Below are 21,819 nucleotides of genomic sequence, written 5' to 3' on the forward strand. Positions count from 1 at the left end.
TCAAATCCGGTTTCCGCCGCGCCTGCAATGCTTTATGACGGGCCTGACCGAGGCGGGACCGGCGGGCGATGGACGTCACCGAGTTTGAGGAACTGATCGATCGGCTGGGCGAGGATCTCTCGCTCTGGCCCGACGATCGACGCCTGCCCGCCGAAGAGCTGCTGGCGCAATCGGCCGCCGCGCAAGCCCTGCTCGACGAGGCGCGCGCCTTGCGCCACGCGCTCGCCGCGCCCGCCGTCCGCGCGCCCAAAGGCCTCGCCGACCGCATCGTCGCCGCGGCTGCGAAACTGAAGGGCGACACCACCGAGCCGCGCACCGAAGGCGAGACGGCGGAGAGCTGAGCGGCTCTTTCTGACATCGTCGCTCTCTTCACCTCTCCCCGCTTGCGGGGAGAGGTCGAATTCGATCGCAGATCGAATTCGGGTGAGGGAGCTTCCGCGAGTCCAACCCTCACCTCCTTCCCGGAGACTCCCCCTCAGCCCAACCCTCTCAGCGCGAGCGGGGCGAGGGAGCGCGGCGCCACTGCGGCGCTAAATCAGCTTGAACTCGCCGCTTCCCAAGTTGCGCATGCGGCAGATTTTGCCGTGTCGAAAGCCGATTTCTCGCGCGCGAATCCTCGCCTGAATCCGCGCACCCACGCGTTTCATCAGCACACAGATTTCAAGCACAGCCGAGTGGCACCTGATCGCCGGCAGCGCAGGAAAGCCGGAGCTTCTGATGACCGTTTCCGCCACGAGTTCAGCAACGACTGCAACCACGACGTCATCGTCGTCGTCGAGCACGTCGTCCAGTTCGTCGCTCACATCAAGTGATTTCCTCAGCCTGCTCGTCAGCGAGCTTCAGAACCAGGATCCGCTGAACGCGACGTCGACCACCGACTTCATCAATCAGCTCACCTCCTACGCCAATTTCACCCAGCAGCAATCGATCAACTCCAACATGTCCTCGCTGGCGAGCTCGTTCTCGAGCCTCGTGACGCTCAACTCGGTGAACTATATCGGTCACACCGTGGAGGCGAAGACCGACACCTCGACGCTGAGCAGCGGCTCGGCAACCTTCGGCTACTCGCTGTCGTCGGCCGCATCGAGCGTCTCGATCAGCATCTCGGATTCGTCGGGAAACGTCGTCTACACCGGAACCGGGACCGGAAATTCCGGCTCGAACACCTTCACCTGGGACGGCAAGGATTCCAGCGGCAACCAGCTCGCGGACGGCGGCCAGTACACCATCTCGGTGACCGCGACGGACTCCGCCGGCAACTCGGTCCTCAACTACACGACCGTCACCGGCACGGTGACCGGCATCGACACCTCGACCTCCACGCCCTCGCTCACGGTGAACGGCGTCTCGGTCAGCGCGGCCAACATCCTCGGCGTCACGTCCTGATCCCAACGTCCTGATTTCCTCGGAGTTTCCTCATGAGTCTCACCGGCGCATTGTCTTCGGCGATCTCGGCGCTCAGCGCCCAGAGCCAGTCCCTGTCGATGATCAGCGACAACATCGCCAACTCCGACACGACCGCCTACAAGACCACGTCGGCGATGTTCGACGCGCTGGTCACCGCGTCGAGCAATACGACCTCCTACGCCTCGGGCGGCGTGACCGTCGCCGGCCGCGCCAACATCAGCCAGCAGGGCTTGCTGGCCGCGACCTCCAATGCCACCGACGTCGCGATCCAGGGCTCGGGTTTCTTCGTGGTGACCAGCGCCACATCAGGCGGCGTCACCTCCTACACCCGCAACGGCGCCTTCACGATCAACAATGCGGGCTACCTCGAGAACAACGGAAGCTATCTGGAAGGATGGCGCACCGACGCGGACGGCAATGTCGTCGGCAGCGAGTCCGCCAGCAATCTCTCGGCCATCAACACCCAGATCGCCTCGACCAGCGGCAGCGCCACCACCAAGACCACAATCGCGGCCAATTTGCCCTCGGATGCGGCCACCGGCGACACCTATACCAGCTCGATGACGGTCTACGATTCGCTCGGTGCGGCGAATACGATGCAGATCACCTGGACCAAGACCGGCAGCAACGCCTGGAGCGCGAGCTTCGCCAATCCGACATCGACGTCCGACACGACGACCGCCACCGGCACGGCCTCCGGCACGATCGCCATCACCTTCAATAGCGACGGCTCGCTCGCCAGCACCAGCCCGGACCCCGCGACGGTCTCCATCACGGGCTGGACCGACGGTGCCGCCGATAGCACGATCACCATGGATCTCGGCACTGTCGGCGCGACGGACGGTCTGACGCAATATGCGTCCGGTGAAACGACGCCGGCGGTGAACGTCACCAGCATCGATTCGGACGGCCTCTCCTACGGCAAGCTGTCGAGCGTCTCGATCGGCAAGAACGGCGTGGTCGACGCCACCTATTCCAACGGCGAGACCATCGCGATCTACAAGATCGCGGTGGCGACCTTTGCCGATCCCAACGGGCTCTCCGCCGCCAGCGACGGCCTCTATTCGGCGACGGTGACGTCCGGCAACGCCTCACTACAGGCCTCCGGCGAGAACGGCGCGGGCACGATCTACGGCAGCGAGCTGGAATCCTCGACCACCGACACCTCCAGCCAGTTCTCGAGCATGATCTCGGCGCAGCAGGCCTATTCCGCCGCGTCCCAGGTCATCTCCACCGTCAACAAGATGTACGACACCCTGATCTCGGCGATGAGGTGAGCGATGCGCGGTGAAAAGGCGAGCGCAGCCGGAGAGGTGCTGCTGCGCCGGCTGCGGCGGCTGGTGGCGCGGGCCGCCGGCGTCAGGGGCGGCGACGGCAAGCAGCTTCTCGCGCTAGTCGACGACATCGAGACAACCCGCCGCGGCCTCCTGCGGGAATGCGCGGAGATCGAGGGCGAGATGAGACAGGCATCCGTCAGGGCGACTGCGATCGGCGCATATTTGCGCAACTCGCAAGTCCAGCGCGGCAAACGGCATAATTAGAAGGCGATGACCATGACTGTAGCCCAAGCCAGGATGACGAGTGCCGCAAACGGCGATATCAGGATCAAGTCGCTGATCACGCTGATCGACAGGCTGACCGCCTTGGTGGCCGAGGAGAATGCCGAGCTCGCCAAGGGCCTGCCGGCCTCGCGCCTGAAGCAGGTCGACGAGAAGAACCGGCTGGCAGAGATGTTCGAGCGGATCGTCGCCGAATGCGCGGCCGGCACGACCAGCCTGCACGTGCGCGACCGGATTCTGCGCGAGCAGCTGATGGAGCGGATCCTGAAGCTGCGCGCGGCGATGGACGAGAATTTGGTGCGACTGCGTGCGGCGATCGAAGCCAGCAATCGCCGGATCGAGGCCGTCATGCAGGCGATCCGCGAGCAGATCGCGGCGGTGTCGCCCTACGGCGCCTCGGGCCGGCTCGCCGCCCGCGCCGTCTCCAGCGGCACCAGCCGCAGCGCCTGACAATTCGAGGAAAGCCGCCGTGTCACTCGATATCGCACGATCGATCGCCTTCAGCGGGTTGTCGGCGACATCCGTGCAGATCAGCGTGACGTCGTCGAACATCTCGAACGCCGACACGACAGGCTATACGACGAAGACGGCGAACCAGTCGAGCAGCGTCACCAATGGCGTCGGCACCGGCGTCACGGTGACGGGCATCACATCGACGGTCGACAAGCTGCTGCTGAAGTCGCTGATCTCCGCGACCTCGGATCTCGGCACGGCCGATACTGCCAACACCTATCTGACCTCGCTGGAGAAGCTCTATGGCTCGACCAGCAGCACGGACGATTCGTCGACCGGGACCTCGCTCGCCAACAGCATCGCTTCACTGGAATCGGCGCTGTCGTCGCTGGCGAGCACGCCCAGCAGCGCCTCGCTGCAATCCAACGTCATCAGCGCGCTCGACGACGTCGCGAGCCAGCTGCGCGAAACCTCGAGCGGCATCCAGAAGCTCCGCTCCGACGCCGACCAAGACATCGCCTCCTCGATCGACGACGTCAACACGGATCTGCAGCAGATCGCGGACCTGAACGCCCAGATCAAGCAGACCGCGGCGGCCGGCCAGTCGACCGCGGACCTCGAGGACCAGCGCAACACCGCGTTTCAGGACCTCGCCTCGAAGATGAACATCAGCTATTTCACCGCGTCGAACGGCGATCTCCAGATCTACACCACGTCGGGCCAGGCGCTGGTGGACTCGTCGGCGCACACGATCAGCTATACGGCCGCGGCCAAGGTGACGGCGGCGACGACCTATACCGCGGGCTCCTCGTCGAGCGGTTTCAGCGCGATCACGGTGAACGGGGTCGACATCACCTCCCAGATATCGGGCGGCGATATCGGCTCGCTGATCACGCTGCGCGACAAGACCCTGCCTGCGGCGCAGTCACAGCTCGACCAGCTTACGCAGCAGCTGGCATCAGTAATGAACAGCGTCTCGAACAGCGCATCCTCGGTGCCGGCGCCGACCAGCCTCACCGGCACGACCAGTGTCACCGGCGGCACGGCGCTCTCCGCCACCGGTACGGTGCGCATCGCCGTCACCGACGAAAGCGGCAATTTGGTTTCCTACGGCGATCTCGACCTCTCGTCCTACGCCACGGTCGGAGATCTCGTCACCGCCATCAACGGCATCTCTGGCCTGTCGGCCTCGGTCGATTCCGACGGCCATCTCTCGATCTCAGCGACCGGCTCCGGCAACGGCGTCGCCATCAACGAGATGACGAGCTCGGTCGGGAGCTCGGATGAAGGTTTCTCGGAATATTTCGGCCTCAACGACCTCGTGACCGGAACGAGCGCGGCGGATATCGCGGTCAATAGCAAGATCCTGTCCGGCACCAGCGAGCTGCAGCTCGCGACGCTGGATTCCTCGTCGAGCCTGACCGCCGGCAGCACCGTGCTGTCGTCGGGTTCCGCTACCGTGGTCAACGCGTTCTACGACGCGCTGACGGACTCCCGGACATTCGCCTCCACCGGCGGCCTCGCGGCCACCACCGGCTCTCTCGCCGACTATGCCGCGGCCATCGTATCCGATGTCGCGAGCAAGGCATCGCAGGCCGCGACGACCTACACCGCCAAGGAGACCGCGCAGTCGACCTATGCGAGCTCGCTGTCGTCGCAGTCGGGCGTCAACCTCGACGAGGAATCCGCCAAGCTCAGCACGCTCCAGAACAAATATTCCGCTGCGTCCGCGCTGATCCAGGCCATCAACGCGATGTATTCGGCGCTGCTCACCGCCGTACAGTCGACCTGAGCAGGAGATGCCATGGTAGCGATGCGGGTTGCGACTTTCGCGCAGTCGAACAAAATGGTCGCCGATGCGATGCGCGTCGAGACGGTCATGGCCAACAAGCAGATCCAGGAATCGTCGGGCATCGTCTCGACCGATTTCGGCGGCTATGGCGCGGACGCCCAGCATGTCGTCAATCTCCAGGTCTCGGTGACGCGCGCGCAGTCCTACATCGATGCCGCGACGCTCGCCGACAGCAAGGTCCAGGTGATGTATTCGGCGGTCGGCTCGATGACCGACATCCTGACGCAGCTCCGGTCCCAGCTCAGCGCCGCCTCGACCGGCAGCTCGACCGAGGCGAACTCGGTGATCTCGTCCGCCCAACAGATGCTGAAGGAGATGGGCTCGTTGATGAACACGCAATATGACGGCCAGTATGTGTTCGGCGGCGGCAAGACCGATACCGCGCCGGTCGATCTCACCAGCTTTTCGTCCGGCACCGGCTCCCTGACCACGGCTGATACCAGCTACTACAACGGCGACGACGAGATCGCCTCGGTGCGCGTGGCTTCGGATGATACGGTGTCGTACGGCGTCACCGCCGACAATTCGGCGTTCGAGGAGGTGATGCGGGTGCTCAAATTCGTGGCCAACAGCACCTCGCTGTCGTCTTCGGACATTTCCAGCGCGCTCGATCTCGCCAGCACGGCGCTGGACGACACCGCGGCGGTGCAGGCCAAGCTGTCGAACAACGCGGCCTCGATCGAGACGGCGAGCTCGCGTCAGGCCGACTACAAGAGCTATGCCGAGAGCCTGTCGAACGACCTCACCGGCGTCGACGTCGCCGCGATCACGGCGCAGCTTTCGACCTATCAGGCCCAGCTCTCCGCATCCTATTCGGCGCTTGCCAAGACATTGAGCCTCAATCTCGCAAGCTACCTGAAATAGGCTCAACACACCCGGTGTCATTCCCCGCGAAAGCGGGGAATCCAGTACGCCGCAGCCTCTCGGCCCTATCTCGCTGTCTCTGGAATAGTGGATGCCCCGCTTTCGCGGGGCATGACAGCGCGTTGTGTGGATGCGTGCAGCCGGACGCTATTCGGCCGCGATCCGTTCGAGCGCCATGGCGCGAAGCCGTGCGCGCTGGATCTTGACGCCGTTGGCGCTGTCGGTGACCGGGAAGGCGGCGACCAGATAAATCCGCGCCGGCACCTTGTAGCCGGCGAGCCGCTCGCGCAGCCGCGCGGTCAACGCCTCCTGCTGCGGCGGCTCCTTGTCAGGGATGACGAAGGCGACGCAGCGCGCCTGCCCGTTCAGGTCGACCGCGACGACCTGGGCATCGGCGACGCCGTCGCAAGCTTTGAGCTCGTCCTCGATCTCGCCGGGCGCAACCAGAAAGCCGCCGAGCCGCATGGCGTCGCCCGCGCGGGTCTCGTAGACGAAGGCGCCGTCGCCGCGCAGCCGGCCGATGTCGCCGGTGCGGAAGAAGCCGTCCGCCGTAATCGCATCGCGCGTGGCTTGCGGATTGTTGAAATAGCCGAGGAAGCGCGACGGCGCGCTGATCTCGATTTCGCCGGAGATGCCGTGGGCGGCAAGCTCGCCGGTCTCGGTGTCGCGCACGCGCACCTTGGCGTCGGGCGACATCGGCCAGCCGCCGCCTTCGATCCGGTCGGCGAAGGTGTCGCTGGTGCGGCCGATCGAGAACAGCGCCTGCACTTCGCTTGAACCATAGAGCCCGAACAATGGCATGCCGCGCGCCTCGGCCGCGACGGCCAGCTCGCGCCAGCCGGGCTGGAATGCGGCGAAGCCGCAGACTTCGAGCTGCGGAAACGGCCGCGGTGCATCGGTGAGCGCGAGGATGCGGCGGAACATCTCGTCGGAGCCGAACGCATGCGTGATCCGGTGCTCGCTGAGGATTTCTAGCGCCGGGGCCGCCTCAAAGGCATCGAGCACATGGATGGGGGCGCCCGCGGCGACGAAGCCGAGCAGGCTCGTCATGCCGAAGGTGCCGCAGAACGGCAGCATGGCCAGCAGCGAATGACGCTGTGGATCGAGCTTGAGCGCCCTGGCGACGGAGACGGCGTGGCTCGCCAGCGTCCGCTGCGAATGCGCAACGAGCTTTGGCCCCTTGGTCGTGCCCGATGTCGTGTAGAGCAGCACCGGCAGGTCGACGTTGCCCTGCGGTGATGGCGCCGGCGGATAGGGCTTGTCGAAGGCATCGAAGCGCACAGAGGCCCATTGGGCGGGGATCGCATCCGCGCCGACGACCGCGAGCTTTTCCAGCGCGGGCACCTCGGCCTTGTCGACATCGGCGAGGATGGCGGCGAAATCGATCGAGCGGAACGCGGCCTCGACCACCATCAGCTTCGCGCCGGAGACCTTGAGCAGATGCGCGACTTCTGCGCTGCGGTAGCGCGTGTTGACGGCGGCGACGATTGCGCCGAGGCGGGCGGCAGCGAACAGCAGCGCGATCCACTCGACCCGGTTGACCAGCCAGACCGCAACGACATCGCCCTTGCCGATGCCTTGCGCGGCAAGCCAGGCGGCGGCTTGCTCGGCCCTTGCGGAGAATTCCGCGCGCGAGACCGGTGTACCGTCGAACACGAAGGCAGGGTCGGCACCCTCGGGGCGGATCAGCGATTGCAGCGAAAAATCGTTGGCGCTCATGGCAATCGGAGTAGCCCGATCGTGCAAACCTGTCTACTTGGTGCCGAACATGCGGTCGCCGGCATCGCCGAGGCCCGGCACGATGTAGCCGTGGTCATTGAGCCGCTCGTCGATCGCGGCGGTCCAGACCGGCACGTCGGGATGTTCGCTCTGGAATTGCGCGATGCCTTCGGGTGCGGCGAGAAGGCACACGAAGCGGATATCGCGGGCGCCGCGTGCCTTGAGCAGGGAGGCGCCGGCGCAGGCCGAGTTGCCGGTCGCCAGCATCGGGTCCATCAGGATCACGGTGCGGTCGGACAGGTCCTGCGGCGCCTTGAAGTAATATTCCACGGCCTGCAATGTCTCGGGGTCACGGTAGAGCCCGATATGGGCAATGCGGGCCGATGGCATCAGCGCCAGCATGCCGTCGAGGAAGCCGACCCCGGCGCGCAGGATCGGCGCCAGCGTGAGCTTTTTGCCGGCGATCTTCGGCGCCTGCATCGCCGCGATCGGCGTTTCGATCGCGACCAGCTCGAGCGGCAGGTCGCGCGTCACCTCGTAGCCGAGCAGCATCCCGATCTCGTTCAGGATCTCGCGAAAGCTCTTGGTCGAGCGGTCCTTCTCCCGCATCAGCGAGAGCTTGTGCTGGACCAGAGGGTGGACGACGACGTTGACGTTGCTGTTGCTCATGCAACCGCTCTACACGGTTCCCTAGAATTGCGCCAGATCGGCCGGGTTTTTTCGCTGGATACGTCGCGTCAAGGCGGCATCGCGACCGCCCGACGGGCACGGGTTGCTCGCCTCTTAGGCAGCCAGGGTCAGTTCGCGGTCGATTGCTGTGCGGAAGTGCGTCGCCCTGTGCCATTCGGCGCCGCCGCCTCGCCCTTTATGAGATTCCTATATCTTCGCCGTAACCCTCATCTCGAAAACCTATGCCTGGGGTGGCACTTCAGCCCGGTCAAAAGTACCGGCTGGCGTCCGCGGAGATGCACCTGCTTTTCCTTCGCGAACTCCGCCGGAATCCGGAGAAACAGTTGCGCCAGACATGCGAGCGCAACGAGGAGCAATCCCATGATGGACATTCTGATGCTGGCGCTCGGCTTCGCCTTCTTCGCGCTCGCGATCGGCTACACCTATGCCTGCGAACGGCTGTGAGGGAGCGGGCCATGATCTTCGATTATGCACTCGCCGGTGCCGTCTCGTTCGGCCTTCTGATCTATCTCACCTATGCGCTGCTGCGGCCCGAGCGGTTCTGAGCCGTGCTGCTGCCTGTCGAATTGCTGCTGGCGGACGCCGCGCTCGTCGCCGGCTTGCTTGTGGTGCTCCTGCCGCGGTTGCGCCGGACACCAAGCCTGAAGGGTTGATTCCATGACCATGATCGGTTGGCTCCAGATCATTCTCTATTGCGTCATCGTCGTCGCGCTCACCAAGCCGCTCGGCTGGTACATGACGCGCGTGTTCGGTGGCGAGCGGACGTTTCTGTCGCCGGTGCTACGCCCGATCGAGACCGGCATCTACTGGATCTCCGGCGTCGAGGAGAGGCGCGAGCAGCATTGGCTGACCTACACGGTTTCCATGCTGCTGTTCCATGTCGGCGGCTTCCTCATCATCTATGGCGTGATGCGGCTGCAGGCCGTGTTGCCCTTCAATCCGGCAGGCCAAGGGGCGGTCGCGGAAGACCTCTCCTTCGACACCGCGATCTCCTTCATCACCAACACCAACTGGCAGAACTACGGCGGCGAGAGCACGGTCTCCTATCTCGTGCAGATGCTGGGCCTGACGCACCAGAATTTTCTGTCGGCGGCCACCGGCATTGCACTGGCAGTCGCGCTGATCCGCGGCTTCTCGCGTGCCTCGATGCGCACGATCGGCAATTTCTGGGTCGACGTCACCCGCTGCACCCTTTACGTGCTGCTGCCGATCTGCGTGGTCTACTGCCTGTTCCTGGTCTGGCAGGGCATGCCGCAGACGCTCGGTGACTATGTCGAGGCGGCGACGCTGGAAGGCGCCAAGCAGACCATCGCAGTCGGGCCGGTCGCCTCGCAGGTCGCGATCAAGATGCTCGGCACCAACGGCGGCGGCTTCTTCAACGCCAACGCCGCGCATCCTTTCGAGAACCCGACCGCGCTGTCGAATTTCGTGCAGATGCTGTCGATCTTCCTGATCGGCGCTGGCCTCACCAACGTGTTCGGCCGCATGGTCGGTAACCAGCGCCAAGGATTTGCGATCCTCGCCGTGATGGGCGTTCTGTTCGTCGTCGGCGTCGCTGTCACCTATTGGGCTGAAGCCAATGGCACCACGACGATGCATGCGCTGGGCCTCGCCGGCGGCAACATGGAGGGCAAGGAAGTCCGCTTCGGCATCGTTGCCTCCTCGCTGTTCGCCGTGATCACTACGGCGGCTTCCTGCGGCGCCGTCAACGCGATGCATGACAGTTTTACCGCGCTTGGCGGCATGATCCCGCTGATCAACATGCAGCTCGGCGAGATCATCATCGGCGGTGTCGGCGCCGGCCTCTACGGCATGCTGCTGTTCGTCGTGCTCGCGATCTTCGTTGCAGGCCTGATGGTCGGCCGCACGCCGGAATATGTCGGCAAGAAGATCGAGGCCCGCGAGGTCAAGATGGCGATGCTCGCGATCCTGGTGCTGCCGCTGATGTATCTCGGCTGGACCGCGGTCGGCGTGGTCCATCCGGCCGCGGTCGCCTCGATGGCGAACGCCGGCCCGCACGGCTTCACCGAGGTGCTCTATGCCTTCACCTCCGCGACCGGCAACAACGGCTCGGCGTTTGCGGGCCTTACCGGCAACACCTTGTTCTACAATCTGACGCTCGCCAGCGCGATGTTCGTCGGCCGCTTCTTCATGATCGTTCCGGCGATGGCGATCGCGGGCTCGCTCGCGGCCAAGAAATCGATCCCACCGTCGGCCGGCACATTCCCGACCACCGGCGGGCTGTTCGTCGGCCTCGTCGTCGGCGTGATCCTGATCATCGGCGGTCTCACTTTCTTCCCCGCCCTCGCACTCGGCCCGATCGTCGAACACCTCGCGATGAACGCCGGCCAAGTGTTCTGAGTAAACGTCTTCTGATTGGTTTGGAGCGACCTCGATGGAAGCGATGAAACTGCAAAAACGTGCGCCGATGTCGGCGATGCTGGATGCGAAGATCGTGCTGCCCGCGATCCGCGCCTCCTTTACCAAGCTCGATCCGCGGCTGATGATCAAGAACCCCGTGATGTTCGTGGTCGAGATCGTGGCCGCGCTCACCACCGTGATTTTCCTGCGCGATGTCCTCACGGGAGGTGCCGGCCTCGGCTTCACCTTCCAGATCATCCTCTGGCTCTGGTTCACGGTGCTGTTCGCCAACTTCGCCGAAGCGCTGGCCGAAGGCCGCGGCAAGGCGCAGGCGGACTCGCTGCGCAAGACCCGCACCGAAAGCCAGGCCAAGCTTTTGACGGGCGGCGGCCAGGCGTTCAACCTCGTGCCAGGCACCAGCCTGAAGGTCGGCGACATCGTGCTGGTCGAGGCCGGCGACACCATCCCCTCCGACGGCGAGGTGATCGAGGGTGTGGCTTCTGTCAACGAAGCCGCCATCACCGGCGAATCCGCGCCCGTGATCCGCGAATCCGGCGGCGACCGTTCCGCCGTGACCGGCGGCACGCAGGTGCTGTCCGATTGGATCCGCGTGCGCATCACGGCCGCCCAGGGCTCGACCTTCATCGACCGCATGATCAAGCTGGTTGAAGGCGCCGAGCGCGCAAAGACGCCGAACGAGATCGCGCTCAACATCCTCTTGGCCGGCCTCACCATCATCTTCGTGTTCGCCACCGTTACTATTCCGAGCTATGCGGCCTATGCCGGCGGCTCGATCTCGGTGATCGTGCTGGTCGCCCTGTTCGTGACCTTGATCCCGACCACGATCGGCGCGCTGTTATCGGCGATCGGCATCGCCGGCATGGACCGCCTGGTGCGCTTCAACGTGCTCGCGATGTCCGGACGTGCAGTCGAGGCCGCCGGCGACGTCGACACGCTGCTGCTCGACAAGACCGGCACCATCACCCTCGGCAACCGGCAGGCAACGGCGTTCCGCCCCGTGCGCGGCGTCACCGAGCAGGAACTGGCGGACGCAGCCCAGCTCGCCTCGCTCGCCGACGAGACTCCGGAAGGCCGTTCCATCGTCGTGCTGGCGAAAGAGAAATACGGCATCCGCGGCCGCGACATGGCCGAGTTGGGGGCCACCTTCATCCCGTTCACGGCTCAGACCCGCATGAGCGGCGTCGATGCCGGCGGCTCGTCGGTGCGCAAGGGGGCGGTCGATGCCATGCTGAACTATGTCGGGGGCGGCGCGCCGCTGGCCATTGCCTCCGGCAATACGGCGCGCGCCATCCAGCCCGCTGGGCTGCCCGAGATCGGCCGCGAGATCCAGACCATTGCCGACGAGATTGCGAAAGCCGGCGGCACGCCGCTGGCGGTCGCCAAGGACGGCAAGCTGCTCGGCGTCATCCAGCTCAAGGACATCGTCAAGGGCGGCATCCGCGAGCGCTTTACCGAGCTGCGCCGCATGGGCATCCGCACCGTCATGATCACCGGCGACAACCCGATGACCGCCGCGGCGATCGCAGCGGAAGCCGGCGTCGACGACTTCTTGGCGCAGGCAACCCCCGAGGACAAGCTCAAGCTGATCCGCGAGGAGCAGGCCAAGGGCAAGCTCGTTGCCATGTGCGGCGACGGCACCAACGACGCGCCGGCGCTCGCCCAGGCCGACGTCGGTGTCGCCATGAACACCGGCACCCAGGCCGCGCGCGAAGCCGGCAACATGGTCGACCTCGATTCCAACCCGACCAAGCTGATCGAGGTGGTCGAGATCGGCAAGCAGCTGCTGATGACGCGCGGTGCGCTGACGACCTTCTCGATCGCCAACGACGTCGCGAAATATTTTGCGATCATCCCGGCGATGTTCGTGGCGTTCTATCCGCAGCTCAACGTGCTCAACGTCATGAACCTGTCGAGCCCGCAGAGTGCCATCCTGTCGGCGATCATCTTCAATGCGCTGATCATCATCGCGCTGATCCCGCTGGCGCTGAAGGGTGTTGCCTACCGCGCGGTCGGGGCCGGCGCGTTGCTCCGCCGCAACCTCCTGATCTACGGGCTCGGCGGCATCGTCATTCCCTTCATCGGTATCAAGGCGATCGACCTCGTCGTCGTTGCCCTGCATCTCGCCTAACGCCGGTCATTGCGAGCGAAGCGAGGCAATCCAGGAATGTCTCCGCGATTAGCAGCCTGGATATTGCTTCGTCGCTTCGCTCCTCGCAATGACGGGAGAAATTGGAGAAACACATGCTCAGAGAAATCCGCCCCGCCATCGTCCTCTTGCTGGTCCTCACGGCCATCACGGGCCTGGCCTATCCGCTCGTGATGACCGCCATCGCCGGCGCGATCTTTCCCGCCAAAGCGCAAGGCAGCCTGATCGAGAAGGACGGCAGGGTGATCGGCTCCGCCCTGATCGGGCAGGAGTTCAAAACCCAGCGATACTTCCACGGCCGCCCCTCGGCGACCTTGGCGCCCGACCCGAATGATCCGACCAAGACGGTGTCCGCGCCCTACAACGCCGCCAACTCCGGCGGCTCCAATCTCGGCCCGACCAGCAAGGCGCTGGCCGACCGGCTGAAGGGGGACGTGAACAAGCTGAAGGCGGAAAATCCGAGCGCCGCCGTGCCCGTCGACCTGGTTACGACCTCGGCTAGCGGCCTCGACCCGGACATCTCGTTGGAAGCGGCGGAATTTCAGGTGCCGCGGGTGGCCAAGGCGCGGAATCTGTCGGACGATCGGGTCAAGCAGCTCGTGGCTTCCAACACCCAGGGCCGTCTGCTTGGACTGCTTGGCGAACCGCGGGTTAACGTGCTGGCATTGAACCTCGCACTCGATCGCGCCGCCGCGAAGTAGCGGTCTAGGCTCGCTGCGCCCGGATGGTTATATTGGCCTGATGGTTCAACAGCGCCGCGATCCCGAACAACGTCCGTCTCCCGAGGCGCTGCTGGAAGCCGCGCGCCGGGAGGAGAGCGCGAGCGGCAAGCTGAAGATCTTCGTCGGTGCCGCCCCCGGCGTCGGCAAGACCTATGAGATGCTGCAGAGCGCCCATGCCAGGCGCAAGGCCGGAATCGATGTCGTGGTCGGTTTCGTGGAAACCCATGGCCGCGCCGAAACCGAGGCGCTGGTGAATGGGCTCGAAGCAATACCGCGCAAGAGGCTCGACCATCGCGGCCAGATCATCGAGGAGATGGACCTCGACGCTGTGATCGCGCGGCGGCCGCAGATCGCGGTGGTCGACGAGCTCGCCCACACCAATACGGCCGGCAGCCGCCATCCCAAGCGTTATCTCGACGTCGAGGAGCTGCTCTCCCACGGCATCGACGTCTACACCGCTGTCAATATCCAGCACATCGAGAGCCTCAACGACATCGTCGCCCAGATCACCCATGTGCGGGTGCGCGAGACGGTGCCGGACTCGATTTTCGATCGCGCCGAGGCCATCGAGCTGATCGACCTCACGCCCGACGATCTGATCCAGAGGCTCAAGGAAGGCAAGGTCTACGTCCCCAAGCAGGCCGAGCGGGCGCTGGAGCATTATTTCTCGCCGGGCAATCTGACCGCCCTGCGCGAGCTGGCGCTGCGGCGCACGGCCGAGCGGGTCGACGAGCAGCTGCTCACCCACATGCAGGCGAACGCGATTCCCGGTCCCTGGGCCGCGGGCGAGCGCATCCTGGTCTGCGTCAGCGAGGATCCGCGCGCAGCTGGCCTTGTTCGCTACACCAAGCGGCTGGCCGACCGGCTGCATGCGCCGTTCACCGCGATCTCGATCGAGACGCGCCGCTCGCTCCAGCTCTCGGACGAGGAGCGCGACCGGCTCGCCGATACCCTGCGGCTCGCGGAATCGCTCGGCGGTGAAGCGCTGACGATTCCCGCCGTCGGCCGCCGCATCGCGGACGACGTGATCAATTTCGCGCAGGGCAATAACGTCACCCAGATCGTGATCGGCAAGTCGACGCGCTCGCGCTGGTTCGAGATGACGCGCGGATCCGTCGTGCACGATCTGGTTCGCCGTGCCGGCAATATCAGCGTTCACGTCATCCCCGGCGATGAGCTGTCCGGAGAGCCCGCGAAGACGTCGGTGCAGACCGCCGCCCGATCCGAGCCGTTCGATCCGCTGCCTTATCTCAAGGCGCTCGGCATCGTTCTGGTCGGCCTCGGCGCCGCCGAGCTGATTCAGCCGAGATTCGGCATCGAGAACGTGGATCTCGTGCTGCTGACGGCGGTGGTAGCTGTCGCCGTCCGTTACGGCCTGTGGCCGTCGCTGCTTGCGACGGTCGCTGCCTCGCTGTCCTACAACTTCTTCTTCCTGCCGCCGATTTACACCTTCACGATCACTGATCCGACCAATGTCGCCGCCTTCGTCCTGTTCATGGCAGTGGCGATGATTGTCTCGAATGTCGCGGCGCGCGTGCGCACGCAGGCCGACACTGCGATCGGCCGCATCAGGACCACCGAGCAGCTCTATGCGTTCAGCCGCAAGCTCGCCGGCACCGCTACCCTCGACGACGTGTTGTGGGCGTCGGCCTATCAGATTGCGCTGATGCTGAGGGTGCGCGTCGTGCTGCTGCTGCCGGACGACGGCCTGCTCACGGTGAAATCGGGCTATCCGCCGGAGGACCAGCTCGACCAGGCCGACCTTGCCGCGGCAAACTGGGCCTGGAGCAACGATCGCCCGGCCGGCCGCGGCTCGGACACCTTGCCGGGCGCCAAGCGGCTGTTCCTGCCGATGCGCACGGGGCGCGGCCCGATCGGCGTCATCGGGATCGACAATGACCGCACCGGCCCGCTGCTGACGCCGGACCAGCGCCGGCTGCTCGACGCGCTGGTCGACCAGGGCGCGCTCGCGATCGAGCGCGTGCTGTTGGTCGAGGACATGGACCGCGTCAAGCGCACCATCGAATCCGAGCGGCTGCGCGCGGCGCTGCTCACCTCGATCTCGCACGACCTGAAGACGCCCCTCGCCTCGGTGTTGGGTGCGGCCTCGACCATGCGCGATCTCGCCGGTGCGTTGTCCGACACCGAGAAGCACGATCTGCTCGCCACCGTGATCGACGAATCCGAGCGGCTCAACCGTTTTATCGCCAATCTGCTCGACATGACCAAGCTCGAATCCGGCGCCATCGTGCCCAACACGGCGCTGCATGATCTCGGCGAGATCGTCGGCAGCGCGCTCAGGCGCGCGAGCAAGATCCTGACCGCCCACAAGATGGAGCTGGTGTTGGCCGCCGACCTGCCGATGCTCCAGCTCGACGCCGTGTTGTTCGAGCAGGTGCTGTTCAATCTGCTCGACAACGCCGCAAAATATTCACCCGCCGACACCACGATCTCGATCCGCAGCCGGCGCGAGCGGGATCAGGTGGTGCTGGAGATCGCCGACGAAGGCGCCGGCATTCCGCCCGATGAGCTCGAGAGCGTGTTCGACAAGTTCTATCGGGTGCACAAGGGCGACCATGTCCGGCCCGGCACCGGGCTCGGGCTTGCTATCTCCCGCGGCTTCGTCGAAGCGATGGGCGGCACGGTCTCGGCTGCCAGCCGCAGCGACCGCAGCGGCGCCGTGCTCATCATCCGTCTGCCCGTTCCGGCACAGACCTCCGCATTGGACACCGCCGCATGAGTGCCGCCCCGATCAAAGTTCTGGTCATCGACGACGAGCCGCCGATCCGCAAATTACTGCGGTTGGGGCTCTCGACGCAGGGCTACGAGATCCTCGACGCGTCGAACGGCAAGATCGCGCTGGAGAAGCTTGCCGAGGAGCCGGCGTTGATCATCCTCGATCTCGGCCTGCCCGACATCCAGGGCCACGAGCTACTGCGTACCATCCGTGCCCGCAACGAGGGCGTGCCGATCGTGGTGCTGTCGAGCCGCGGCGACGAGGCCGGCAAGGTGCAGGCGCTCGATCTCGGCGCCGACGATTACCTCACGAAGCCCTTCGGCATGGACGAACTCTTGGCGCGCCTGCGCGCCGCGCTGCGGCACCAGCTCCAGGTTCAGGGCGAGCGCCCGGTGTTCCGCGCCGGCGATCTCTCCGTCGATCTCGTCCGCCGTATCGTCAAGGTTGGCGAGCGCGACATCAAATTGTCGCCGAAGGAGTACGATTTGCTGCGCGTGCTGGTCCAGCACGCCGGCAAGGTGCTGACCCATCGCTTCCTGCTCAAGGCGCTCTGGGACGAATTGACCGATGCGCAATATCTGCGCGTTTACGTTCGCCAGCTCCGCCAGAAGATCGAAGCCGATCCGGAGCGCCCGCAATATGTGCTGACCGAGACGGGGATCGGGTACCGGCTTAAGGTGGGGGATTGATTAGCCGTCGTTCCGGGGCGATGCGAAGCATCGAACCCGGAACATCGAGAATCCCCGGTGCGCAATTGCGCACCTGAGGTTCGCCTCTTCGACGCGCCCCCGGAATGACGGCGCTCGCTAGCCTGCCTTGCGATGCCGCGCCGTCGAGCGGTGTGCCTTCTTCGCGGCTTGCCGTCGCCCGGTCGCGCGCCGCGCGTGGGATTTCGCCGCGGTCTTCTTTCCGCCCTTGAGGCTCTGCTTCAGCGCATCCATCAAGCTGACGACGTTGCTCGGCCGCTCCTCCCGCGCCGGCAGCTCGATAGTCTTGCCGCTGGCCTTCCGCTTCACCAGCGCCTTCAGCGCGGTCTCGTAGTCGTCCTTGAATTTGCTGGGGTCGAAATGTGCGGCCTTGGTGTGCAGGATGTGGCCGGCGAGCTCGACCATGTCCTTCGTGATCTTCGGACTCTTGATATCGTCAAAGAACTCGGTCTCGTCGCGCAGCTCGTAGGGAAAGCGTAGCGTAGTGCCGAGCAGGCCCTTGCCGAGCGGCTCGATCGCGATGATGTGCTCGCGGTTGGTCAGCACGATCTTGGCGAGCGCCACGCGATCCTGGTCCTTCATGGCGTCGCGGATCACCGCAAAGGCGTCGACCGCCGCCTTGCCGTCGGGCGCGATGTAATAGGGATGGTTGAGATAGCGCTGGTCGATCTCCTCGCTCGGCACGAAGCTCTCGATGTCGATGGTGTGGTTGCTCTCGATCTGGACGGCTTCGAGTTCCTCCGGTTCGATCTCGACGTATTTTCCCTTGCGCAGCTCGTAGCCGCGGCCCTTCTGGTCGCTCTCGACGACGTCGCCGGTCTCGGAATCCACCATCTGCTGCTTGAGCCGATTGCCTGTTTCGCGGTTGATCAGGTGAAATCGCGTCTTCTCGGCCGCCGTCGTCGCCGGGTAGAGCACGACCGGGCAGCTGACCAGTGACAGCTTCAACGTTCCCTTCCAATAGGCGCGCGGGGCCATTCCATTCTCCAGTGATTCCAAGGCGTTTTGGAACCCCAACCGCCCGGTGGGGTTTTGGTTCCGGGCGGGACTTTTGCCGTGATAGGCTGAATGCCGAAAGAGAAGCGGGACTGGTCGTGCTGCAAAAACTCTCCACTTACCGAAAGAAGCGTGACTTCGAGAAGACGCCGGAGCCGTCGGGCAAGGCAGCAGTGGCGCCGTCCGAACAGCGACGTTTCGTGATCCAGAAGCATGACGCAACGCGGCTGCACTACGACCTCAGGCTCGAATTCGACGGCGTCTTCAAGTCTTGGGCGGTGACGAAGGGGCCCTCGCTCGATCCCCACGACAAGCGGCTGGCGGTCGAGGTCGAGGACCACCCGCTCGATTACGGCGATTTCGAAGGCACGATTCCGGAAGGCCAGTATGGCGGCGGCACGGTGATGCTGTGGGACCGCGGCACATGGGAATCGGACGATCCGGAAGGCGGCTTTAAGAAGGGCGATCTCAAGTTCACCCTGCATGGCGACAAGCTGCACGGCAGCTGGGTGCTGGTGCGCATGCGCAATCGCGGCGGCGAAAAGCGCACCAATTGGCTGCTGATCAAGCACCGCGACGAATATGCCCGCGAGGGCGCCGACAACGACATTCTCGACCAGGACAAGTCGGTCGCCTCCGGTCGTGCGATGGAGCAGATCGCCGAGGGCAAGGGCCGCGCGCCGAAACCGTTCATGCTGGCGAAGGGAGCCAAGGCGGATGCAGTCTGGCAGTCCAACCGCGCCGAGGAGACGAAAGGGCACACCATCAAGCCGGCGCCGCGCGCGGCGCTGAAGAGCGCGACGACTGCAAAGGGCAAGACTGCAAAGAGCAAGACCGCCAAGAAAAAAGCCACGAGCGCGACGGCCGCCAAAGAGGTCGCGGAGATGCCTGACTTCGTCGCGCCGCAGCTCTGCACCTCGATCGAGCGCCCGCCGGCCGGCGATGGCTGGTGCCACGAGATCAAGTTCGACGGTTACCGCGTGCAGCTCCGGGTCGAGAGCGGCAAGGCAACGCTGAAGACGCGCAAGGGCCTCGACTGGACCGACAAGTTCGCTTCGATCGCGAAGGAGGCAGGCTCGCTGCCGGACGTGATGATCGATGGCGAAATCATCGCGCTCGACCACAACGGCGCGCCGAATTTTTCTTCGCTCCAGGCTGCACTGTCGGACGGCAACACCGAAGACCTGATCTTCTTCGCGTTCGACCTGCTGTTCGCCGGAGGGCTCGATTACCGCGGCCTGCCACTCGGCGAACGCAAGGCACGGCTCAAGGAGCTGCTGGAAGCGCGCAAGCGAAAGTCGACCCAGATCCGCTATGTCGAGCATTTCGAGAGCGGCGGCGACGCCGTGCTGCAATCGGCCTGCAAGCTCGAGCTCGAGGGCGTGGTGTCGAAGAAGCTGGATGCGCCCTATCGCTCCGGCCGCACCGAGAGCTGGACCAAGGCCAAATGCCGGGCCGGCCATGAGGTCGTGATCGGCGGCTACAAGACCACCAGCGGCAAATTCCGCTCGCTGATGGCCGGCGTGCATCGCGGCGATCATCTCGCCTTCGTCGGCATGGTCGGCACCGGTTTCGGCGCCGACAAGGTCAAGCGCATCATGCCGTCACTGAAGGCAATGGAGGCCAAGACCAGTCCGTTCGGCGGCAAGAACGCGCCAAAGAAGACGCGCGACGTGCACTGGCTGAAGCCGGAGCTCGTCGCCGAGATCGAGTTCGCGGGCTTCACCGCCGACGGCAATATCCGCCAGGCCGCTTTCAAGGGGCTGCGGCAGGACAAGCCGGCCGAGGAGGTCGAGGCGGAAACACCCGTCGATACCGAGCTCGCTGAACCCGCGGCCAAGGCGAAGCCGCGCGCCAAGGCGAAGACCGCCCGTCAGCCGAAGCAGAATGCCCAAAACGCCGAAGTCATGGGCGTCGTCATCTCGAAGCCCGACAAGGAGCTCTGGCCCGACGACGGCGAGAGCGAGCCCGTCACCAAGCTGGATCTTGCGCGTTATCTCGAAGCGGTCGGCGAGTGGATGATCGTGCACCTCAAGGGCCGGCCATGCTCGCTGATACGCGCCCCCGACGGTATCAAGGGTGAGTGTTTCTTCCAGCGCCATGCCATGCAGGGAACCTCGAACCTGCTGGAGCTCGCGCGCGTCTCCGGCGATCGCAAGCCATACTTGCAGATCGATCGCATCGAGGGACTCGCGGCCGTGGCGCAGATCGGCGGCGTCGAACTGCATCCCTGGAATTGTGCGCCTTATGCCTATGACACGCCGGGCCGTCTGGTGTTCGATCTCGACCCGGCACCGGATGTCGATTTCGCCGAGGTGGTCGAGGCCGCCAAGGAGATGCGGCAGCGGCTGACTGACATCGGCATGGACAGCTTTTGCAAGACCACCGGCGGCAAGGGCCTGCACGTCGTGGTGCCGCTGCTCTACGGCGCGCGCGACAAGGTGAGCTGGAAGGAGGCCAAGGCGTTCGCGCAGGGCGTGTGCCAGTGGATGGCGGACGATGATCCCGAGCGCTATCTGCTCAACATGTCGAAGAAGCTGCGCAAGGGAAAGATCTTCCTGGATTACTTACGCAACGACCGCATGTCGACCGCGGTCGCACCGCTGTCGCCGCGTGCGCGCGCGGGCGCCACCGTCTCGATGCCTGTCACATGGACACAGGTGAAGAGCGACCTCGATCCGAAGAAATACACGATGCGGACGGTGCCGGGCCTGCTGGCGCGATCGAAGGCGTGGGAGGGTTATGACGATGCGGCCGCGCCGATCAAGACGGCGATCAAGAAGCTTGCGGGGAAAAGGAAGTAGGTCCTTCCCAAAACGTCGTTTCGGGCTGCGCGATAGCGCAGACCCGGAATCCAGAGGTTTGTGGCGCGAGATTCCGGGGTCGCGCTTGCGCGCGCCCCGGAATGACTGCTGTGTCGTTAGATCCGTCCCATCAGCAACAATATCAGCAGAATGATGATGACGAGCCCGAGGCCGCCGCCGCCGTAATACCCGGTGCCGTAAAACGGCCCGCCGCCGATGCCGCTGAAACCGCCGAGCAGGGCGATGACCAAAATGATCAGAATGATCGTACCGATTGACATGCGAATCTCCTCCAGCCCTTTTGATCAAAGGGTCGTTTGCACCTGTCCCGTCGTGCGGGGGCAACTTGCCGCAGGTTTTAAAGTTCCGGTTGCGAACGGCGTCCCTGGTCTCAGTTGTGAGTGGAACCTTTGTCGTTTTGGGCGGCTCTCTCATTGAGAATCAATCAGAAGGGGGCACGACCATGTCAGCACCGCTCGTCGTTTCCATTCCGCATCGCCTCGGCCGCGAGGAGGCGGTGCGCCGGCTCAAGAGCGGTCTCGGCCGCGCCGCCGCGAGCATTCCGGTGATGCAGGTCGAGGAGGAGCGCTGGAGCGGCGACACTCTGGCCTTCCGCATCCGCGCGCTCGGGCAGATCGCGACCGGGCAGGTCGACGTCGCCGACGATCATGTCAAGGTCGAGGTGGTGCTGCCCTGGCTGTTGCAGCGTTTCGCCGAGATGGCGCAGGCGACCATCAAAAAGCGCGGCCAGCTGCTGCTGACCAAGGACGGAGGAAAGTAG

At 64.8% G+C, this 21,819-nt stretch carries 20 protein-coding genes; 16 read left to right on the plus strand and 4 right to left on the minus strand.

Features of this window, described 5'->3' with window-relative positions; all coding sequences use genetic code 11:
- Positions 1 to 68: 68 nt before the first annotated feature.
- From JJB99_RS09685 to JJB99_RS09715, 7 genes are all read left to right on the plus strand, one after another.
- Positions 69 to 341 (plus strand): hypothetical protein, encoded by a 273-nt coding sequence (locus JJB99_RS09685; protein WP_200498546.1) that lies wholly within the window; start codon positions 69 to 71, stop codon positions 339 to 341.
- Positions 342 to 717: 376 nt separating this feature from the next.
- Positions 718 to 1,386: a flagellar hook assembly protein FlgD gene (locus JJB99_RS09690; protein WP_200498547.1), complete on the plus strand. Its 669-nt coding sequence runs from the start codon at positions 718 to 720 to the stop codon at positions 1,384 to 1,386.
- 32 nt (positions 1,387 to 1,418) lie between these two features.
- Positions 1,419 to 2,684 carry a flagellar hook protein FlgE gene (gene flgE, locus JJB99_RS09695; protein WP_200498548.1) on the plus strand — a complete coding sequence of 422 codons (1,266 nt, stop codon included), beginning with the start codon at positions 1,419 to 1,421 and terminating at the stop codon, positions 2,682 to 2,684.
- Between the two features lie 3 nt (positions 2,685 to 2,687).
- Positions 2,688 to 2,948, plus strand: coding sequence for a hypothetical protein (locus JJB99_RS09700; protein WP_200498549.1), 261 nt, complete (start codon positions 2,688 to 2,690; stop codon positions 2,946 to 2,948).
- Between the two features lie 12 nt (positions 2,949 to 2,960).
- Positions 2,961 to 3,416 (plus strand): flagellar protein FlgN, encoded by a 456-nt coding sequence (locus tag JJB99_RS09705; RefSeq protein ID WP_433995754.1) that lies wholly within the window; start codon positions 2,961 to 2,963, stop codon positions 3,414 to 3,416.
- 19 nt (positions 3,417 to 3,435) lie between these two features.
- Positions 3,436 to 5,211, plus strand: a complete 1,776-nt coding sequence (flgK, locus tag JJB99_RS09710) for a flagellar hook-associated protein FlgK (RefSeq protein ID WP_200498551.1) — start codon at positions 3,436 to 3,438, stop codon at positions 5,209 to 5,211.
- A gap of 12 nt (positions 5,212 to 5,223) precedes the next feature.
- Positions 5,224 to 6,135, plus strand: a complete 912-nt coding sequence (locus tag JJB99_RS09715; RefSeq protein WP_200498552.1) for a flagellin — start codon at positions 5,224 to 5,226, stop codon at positions 6,133 to 6,135.
- Positions 6,136 to 6,282: 147 nt separating this feature from the next.
- Here JJB99_RS09715 and JJB99_RS09720 read toward each other — a convergent pair whose 3' ends face one another.
- Both JJB99_RS09720 and upp read right to left on the minus strand, forming a co-directional pair.
- Entirely contained in the window at positions 6,283 to 7,854 is a 1,572-nt protein-coding gene (locus JJB99_RS09720; RefSeq protein WP_200498553.1) for an AMP-binding protein, read from the minus strand.
- Between the two features lie 33 nt (positions 7,855 to 7,887).
- Positions 7,888 to 8,523, minus strand: coding sequence for a uracil phosphoribosyltransferase (upp, locus tag JJB99_RS09725; protein ID WP_200498554.1), 636 nt, complete (start codon positions 8,521 to 8,523; stop codon positions 7,888 to 7,890).
- Here upp and JJB99_RS09730 point away from each other — a divergent pair.
- The 7 genes from JJB99_RS09730 (at position 8,491) to JJB99_RS09760 (ending at position 17,220) form a co-directional block, all read left to right on the plus strand.
- Positions 8,491 to 8,988 (plus strand): hypothetical protein, encoded by a 498-nt coding sequence (locus tag JJB99_RS09730; protein ID WP_200498555.1) that lies wholly within the window; start codon positions 8,491 to 8,493, stop codon positions 8,986 to 8,988. The genes upp and JJB99_RS09730 overlap by 33 nt on opposite strands.
- An 11-nt stretch (positions 8,989 to 8,999) precedes the next feature.
- Positions 9,000 to 9,089, plus strand: a complete 90-nt coding sequence (locus JJB99_RS09735) for a K(+)-transporting ATPase subunit F (RefSeq protein ID WP_035698142.1) — start codon at positions 9,000 to 9,002, stop codon at positions 9,087 to 9,089.
- Between the two features lie 112 nt (positions 9,090 to 9,201).
- Positions 9,202 to 10,905, plus strand: a complete 1,704-nt coding sequence (gene kdpA / locus JJB99_RS09740; protein WP_200498556.1) for a potassium-transporting ATPase subunit KdpA — start codon at positions 9,202 to 9,204, stop codon at positions 10,903 to 10,905.
- Between the two features lie 34 nt (positions 10,906 to 10,939).
- Positions 10,940 to 13,054: a potassium-transporting ATPase subunit KdpB gene (gene kdpB, locus JJB99_RS09745; RefSeq protein ID WP_200498557.1), complete on the plus strand. Its 2,115-nt coding sequence runs from the start codon at positions 10,940 to 10,942 to the stop codon at positions 13,052 to 13,054.
- A 113-nt stretch (positions 13,055 to 13,167) separates the two neighbouring features.
- Positions 13,168 to 13,773, plus strand: coding sequence for a K(+)-transporting ATPase subunit C (locus JJB99_RS09750; protein WP_200498558.1), 606 nt, complete (start codon positions 13,168 to 13,170; stop codon positions 13,771 to 13,773).
- A gap of 40 nt (positions 13,774 to 13,813) precedes the next feature.
- Positions 13,814 to 16,534, plus strand: coding sequence for a sensor histidine kinase (locus tag JJB99_RS09755; RefSeq protein WP_200498559.1), 2,721 nt, complete (start codon positions 13,814 to 13,816; stop codon positions 16,532 to 16,534).
- Positions 16,531 to 17,220 carry a response regulator gene (locus JJB99_RS09760; protein WP_200498560.1) on the plus strand — a complete coding sequence of 230 codons (690 nt, stop codon included), beginning with the start codon at positions 16,531 to 16,533 and terminating at the stop codon, positions 17,218 to 17,220. Before JJB99_RS09755 ends, JJB99_RS09760 begins: the two co-directional genes overlap by 4 nt.
- 117 nt (positions 17,221 to 17,337) lie before the next feature.
- Here the strand turns inward: JJB99_RS09760 and JJB99_RS09765 are convergent, their stop codons facing one another.
- Positions 17,338 to 18,216 carry a Ku protein gene (locus tag JJB99_RS09765; RefSeq protein ID WP_200498561.1) on the minus strand — a complete coding sequence of 293 codons (879 nt, stop codon included), beginning with the start codon at positions 18,214 to 18,216 and terminating at the stop codon, positions 17,338 to 17,340.
- A 116-nt stretch (positions 18,217 to 18,332) separates the two neighbouring features.
- On the opposite strand from JJB99_RS09765, the gene ligD reads away from it, so the two are divergent.
- Entirely contained in the window at positions 18,333 to 21,038 is a 2,706-nt protein-coding gene (ligD, locus tag JJB99_RS09770; protein WP_200498562.1) for a DNA ligase D, read from the plus strand.
- 116 nt (positions 21,039 to 21,154) lie between these two features.
- Here the strand turns inward: ligD and JJB99_RS09775 are convergent, their stop codons facing one another.
- Positions 21,155 to 21,319, minus strand: coding sequence for a DUF3309 family protein (locus JJB99_RS09775; protein WP_084298933.1), 165 nt, complete (start codon positions 21,317 to 21,319; stop codon positions 21,155 to 21,157).
- Between the two features lie 182 nt (positions 21,320 to 21,501).
- Here JJB99_RS09775 and JJB99_RS09780 point away from each other — a divergent pair, with 182 nt between their 5' ends.
- Positions 21,502 to 21,819 carry a polyhydroxyalkanoic acid system family protein gene (locus tag JJB99_RS09780; RefSeq protein WP_200498563.1) on the plus strand — a complete coding sequence of 106 codons (318 nt, stop codon included), beginning with the start codon at positions 21,502 to 21,504 and terminating at the stop codon, positions 21,817 to 21,819.

The organism is Bradyrhizobium diazoefficiens (genome assembly GCF_016616235.1).
GTDB lineage: Bacteria > Pseudomonadota > Alphaproteobacteria > Rhizobiales > Xanthobacteraceae > Bradyrhizobium > Bradyrhizobium diazoefficiens_H.